This is a genomic window from Paenisporosarcina sp. P4_E4_2, assembly GCF_056401595.1.
Window position 1 is genome coordinate 1 of sequence record NZ_JBFUJC010000294.1, and the last position, 3,938, is coordinate 3,938.

A 3,938-nucleotide genomic window follows, 5' to 3' on the forward strand; every position below is an offset into this window, starting at 1 on the left:
GGTCTAGGGGGAATCATTGCTTGGGGGATTAGGGGACTCAAGAAGAACACCGATGCGGTTCTGTGTTTATGTGCAGGGTTGATTCTCGGGTTACTGAGTTTTGAAGTTGCTCCAGAAGCAATAGAGCTCGGCAATTGGTTTACTTTTAATGGAGGGTTTTTAGCAGGGGTGCTTTTGTTCAACTTTTTGCACGGGTTCTTCAGGTTTCATGTAGTGAGTGAAAAGGGTGGGAAAAAGCGAGTCGCATTTTACACAGGCATGTTGCTGCTGATCGGTATTTCCATACATAACATTCCTATAGGAATAAGTTTAGGTGCTGCTCAGGACACCAGTTTATCTCGTTCCATTCTACAAATAATCCTCCTGCATAATATTCCGGAGGGGATGATCGTCTTCACTCCATTACTTGTAGCGGGAGTGAGGAAAAGGACATTGTTGATATTTACAATGCTTGTTTCATTGCCAGTTGCGGGTGGTGCGTATGTAGGAAGTAAATTAGGGATGGATTATCCTCTTCTCTGGTCAACTTTTATCAGTCTGTCCATTGGGATGATTTATATGGTAACGGTAAAAGAGATATTAATTGAATCCATTCACGAGGCAACATCCAAACAAATTTTTATACTGACACTTCTTGGGTTTGGTTTGATTGGTGCTTACTTTGCATTAGTTTAATTAATTCACACCGACTAGTAAGTACTAATAGTGAACCTATCAAATCCCCGCTGACAGAAAAATTCAGCGGGGATGTTTGTGATGGAGAAAGCATTAACCGAGTTAACCTATTGCCACTTTGGAAGAGCAAGACGATTTACTGAAACAATCAGGAAGAGAGAAGTGATTAACATAAGAAGGGAACCACCCTGATTACGACTGCTTGCACTGAAAACCAGTTTGCCGTTACCCCCATCACCAACACTGCTAGCAGTTGCAACGAATGGACAATCCATCCATCCATATAAGATTGAGATTCTTCTCATCATCTCAATGGGTATGGTTCTGTTGAATCAAGCTAAGCCATTAACAACATGACCACCTGAAAGTGATGAATTGGACAAATAAAGAACTGATTTACATAACCTTAACATTGGATCAATGTGGGATTAATAATGAATGATTATGATTAAACCGTAACAAACAGTAGCAAACATTAAAAATCCCACACTAATTGGAGGCAATTTTATGAATTACAAATTCAAGAAGAATTGTTACAAGTCTATTCAAGTTTTGATGTTAGGAGCGAGTGTACTAGGACTAGCTGCTTGTGGAGCTTCTAAAGAGGAGGCAGCTCCAGTTGTTAAGGATCCAAGTACGTTAACCCTGAAAGAAATTGAAACAAAGGCAAAAGAAGAGGGGACAATTAATAGTGTTGGTATGCCTGATTCATGGGCTAACTGGGGAGAAACGTGGAATGAAGTGAAGCAAAAATATACACTGGAACACAACGATACAGATTTATCCAGTGCCGAAGAGATTGCCAAAATGGAATCTGAAGGAGAGAATGCAACAGCTGATATCGGCGATGTAGGGATTTCCTTTGGGCCAATCGCGGAACAAAAAGAATTAACGACGCCATATAAAACTTCATATTGGGACGAGGTACCTGACTGGGCAAAAGATGACAACGGAGATTGGGTTGTTGGCTACCAAGGAACGATTGCATTCTTTACTAATAAAGAATTAGTAGATAACCCGCCAAAATCTTGGGATGACATATTAAAAGGAGATTATAAAGTAACAGTTGGAGATGTTCAGCGTGGTACACAGAACCAAATGGCCGTTCTTGCTGCCGCTATCGCTTACGGCGGTGATGAAACAAATCTCCAACCAGGAATTGACTTTTTTGCTAAGCTTGCCAAGCAAGGTCGCCTTAGCTTAACGGATGCCAAACCGGCTAACATCGAAAAAGGGGAAGTGGAAGTTGCCCTTGTTTGGGATTTCAATGCTCTTGGTTACGCTGACCAAATTGACCGTGATCAATTTGAAGTAGCCATTCCAAGTGAAGGTTCAGTCGTAAGCGGCTACGCAACTATTATTAACAAATATGCAAAGCATCCGTATGCGGCGATGGCAACTAGAGAATATATCTTAAGCGATGAAGGACAAATTAACTTAGCTAAAGGATTTGCCCGTCCAATTCGCGATGTAGAACTTCCGAAAGAAGTAGCTGAAAAAATGGTTCCAGAAGTACAGTACAAAAATGCAAAACCAATTGAAGATTACAAAGCTTGGGAAGAAACGGCAAAAAATTTACCGCAACTTTGGCAAGAAGAGGTGTTAGTCCATGTCAAATAAAGTAATAGCAATTGTTGTTGATGGTATGAGATACGATAAAGCATGTGAGGCTCTTGGATTTATTCAACATCTAGTTGAAACAAATCAGGCAGCACTTTACAAAGTAAAGTCGGAACTCCCAAGTCTTTCCCGTCCATTATATGAAGTGTTACTAACGGGTACACCGGCATCAGTGAATGGAATTACGTCCAATCAAGCCGTTCGTTTATCTACTGAGAAAAGTCTCTTTCATCTTACGAAAGAAAACGGCTTAAGAAACGGAACGGCATCTTATTACTGGGTAAGTGAACTTTATAATCGCGCGCCATTCCATTTTATTGAAGATCGTGAGCAAGAGGATGAGTCTAAGCCAATTCAATATGGGAAATTTTATTGGGATGATGACTATCCAGATAGTCATGTGTTAATGGATGCAGAAGCTTTGAGAAGAAAGCATGACCCACACTTTCTCTATATTCATCCGCTCGGTGTAGATGTAAAAGGAGAAATTTTCGGTTCGGAATCGAAAGAATATCGTGAACAAATCTTAAAAATGGGAAGCTTGTTGGCACAACTTTTGCCAATTTGGATCAAAGAAGGTTACCACATTTTAATTACATCTGATCATGGCATGAGTGAATATGGCAACCATGGCGGTATAACTGACGGTGAGCGAGATGTACCGCTCTTTATCATTAGTCCAAAAGTTGAGCCTGGCGTTTACAGTGAAGTGGTTCCGCAATTAGCTTTTGCACCGCTCGTTTGTGAACTTTTAAATATTGAGCCATCCAATAAGATGATTTCATATCAATTGCCAGGACTGAAAGGAAAAATGACCCTTTAAAAAAGATACACGATTCAACATTAAAATGAAGAATGTAGGTGGATTGGAATTGGTTTAACGAACGTATTGTTAGACCAATTCCAAATTGTTAAAGAACATGGAGGAGCGAGAAGTCTTGCGAAAAATAAAAAAACAAAAAATTTACTTATTAGCTCTTTTACTGCCATTTATTATGTTTGTGATTGCATTTGAAATAGGACCATTAGTAGCAATGATTAAAAATAGTTTTTATGCAGACGATGGAATTCAAGTTACGATTAATCAATATCTTACTATATTTAAAAGCAAATTTTACTTACAAGCCATTCAAAATAGCCTTGTCATTTCCTTAATTTCTGCTGTAACTTCTGTGATTATAGCAGTCATTGCAGCATATTCGTTTACAAAATTCTCACAAAAAATTCAAAATCGCTTACTAATGATTACCAATATGACATCGAACTTTGAGGGAATTCCCCTTTCATTTTCATATATTATTTTACTTGGAAACAATGGGTTGTTTACGTTGCTTTTTTCTAAGATTGGTTGGGATGTGTTTGCGGATTTTAATTTATATTCATGGACAGGCCTCATTCTTGTTTATGTTTATTTTCAAATTCCGCTTGCTGTTATGCTCATCTACCCGTCTTATCAAGGAATTAAGAAACAATGGAAAGAAGCCTCTTCATTATTAGGAGGGTCAACAGGATCATTTTGGCTTCACATTGGGATTCCAGTTCTTTTACCTAGTATTGTAGGTACATTCAGTATTTTGTTTGCTAATGCGATGGGAGCTTACGCTACAGCCTATGCAATAGTCGGCAGCAACTATAACTTATTG

At 38.9% G+C, this 3,938-nt stretch carries 5 protein-coding genes; 4 read left to right on the forward strand and 1 reads right to left on the reverse strand.

The window, feature by feature from the left end:
• Positions 1-675 (forward strand): ZIP family metal transporter (locus AC1DSB_RS15715; RefSeq protein WP_477587066.1); only part of this gene is annotated, 675 nt, incomplete at its 5' end.
• A 107-nt stretch (positions 676-782) separates the two neighbouring features.
• Here AC1DSB_RS15715 and AC1DSB_RS15720 read toward each other — a convergent pair.
• Positions 783-980 (reverse strand): hypothetical protein, encoded by a 198-nt coding sequence (locus tag AC1DSB_RS15720; RefSeq protein ID WP_477587067.1) that lies wholly within the window; start codon positions 978-980, stop codon positions 783-785.
• A 202-nt stretch (positions 981-1,182) separates the two neighbouring features.
• On the opposite strand from AC1DSB_RS15720, the gene AC1DSB_RS15725 reads away from it, so the two are divergent.
• From AC1DSB_RS15725 to AC1DSB_RS15735, 3 genes are all read left to right on the forward strand, one after another.
• Complete coding sequence (locus AC1DSB_RS15725) at positions 1,183-2,295, forward strand: ABC transporter substrate-binding protein (RefSeq protein ID WP_477531354.1); 1,113 nt, start codon at positions 1,183-1,185, stop codon at positions 2,293-2,295.
• The gene (locus AC1DSB_RS15730) at positions 2,285-3,118 is read left to right on the forward strand and encodes an alkaline phosphatase family protein (RefSeq protein WP_477531353.1); all 834 of its coding nucleotides are present in this window, start codon (positions 2,285-2,287) and stop codon (positions 3,116-3,118) included. Before AC1DSB_RS15725 ends, AC1DSB_RS15730 begins: the two co-directional genes overlap by 11 nt.
• A gap of 115 nt (positions 3,119-3,233) precedes the next feature.
• The coding region (locus AC1DSB_RS15735) for an ABC transporter permease (RefSeq protein ID WP_477587068.1) at positions 3,234-3,938 on the forward strand (705 nt) is incomplete at its 3' end.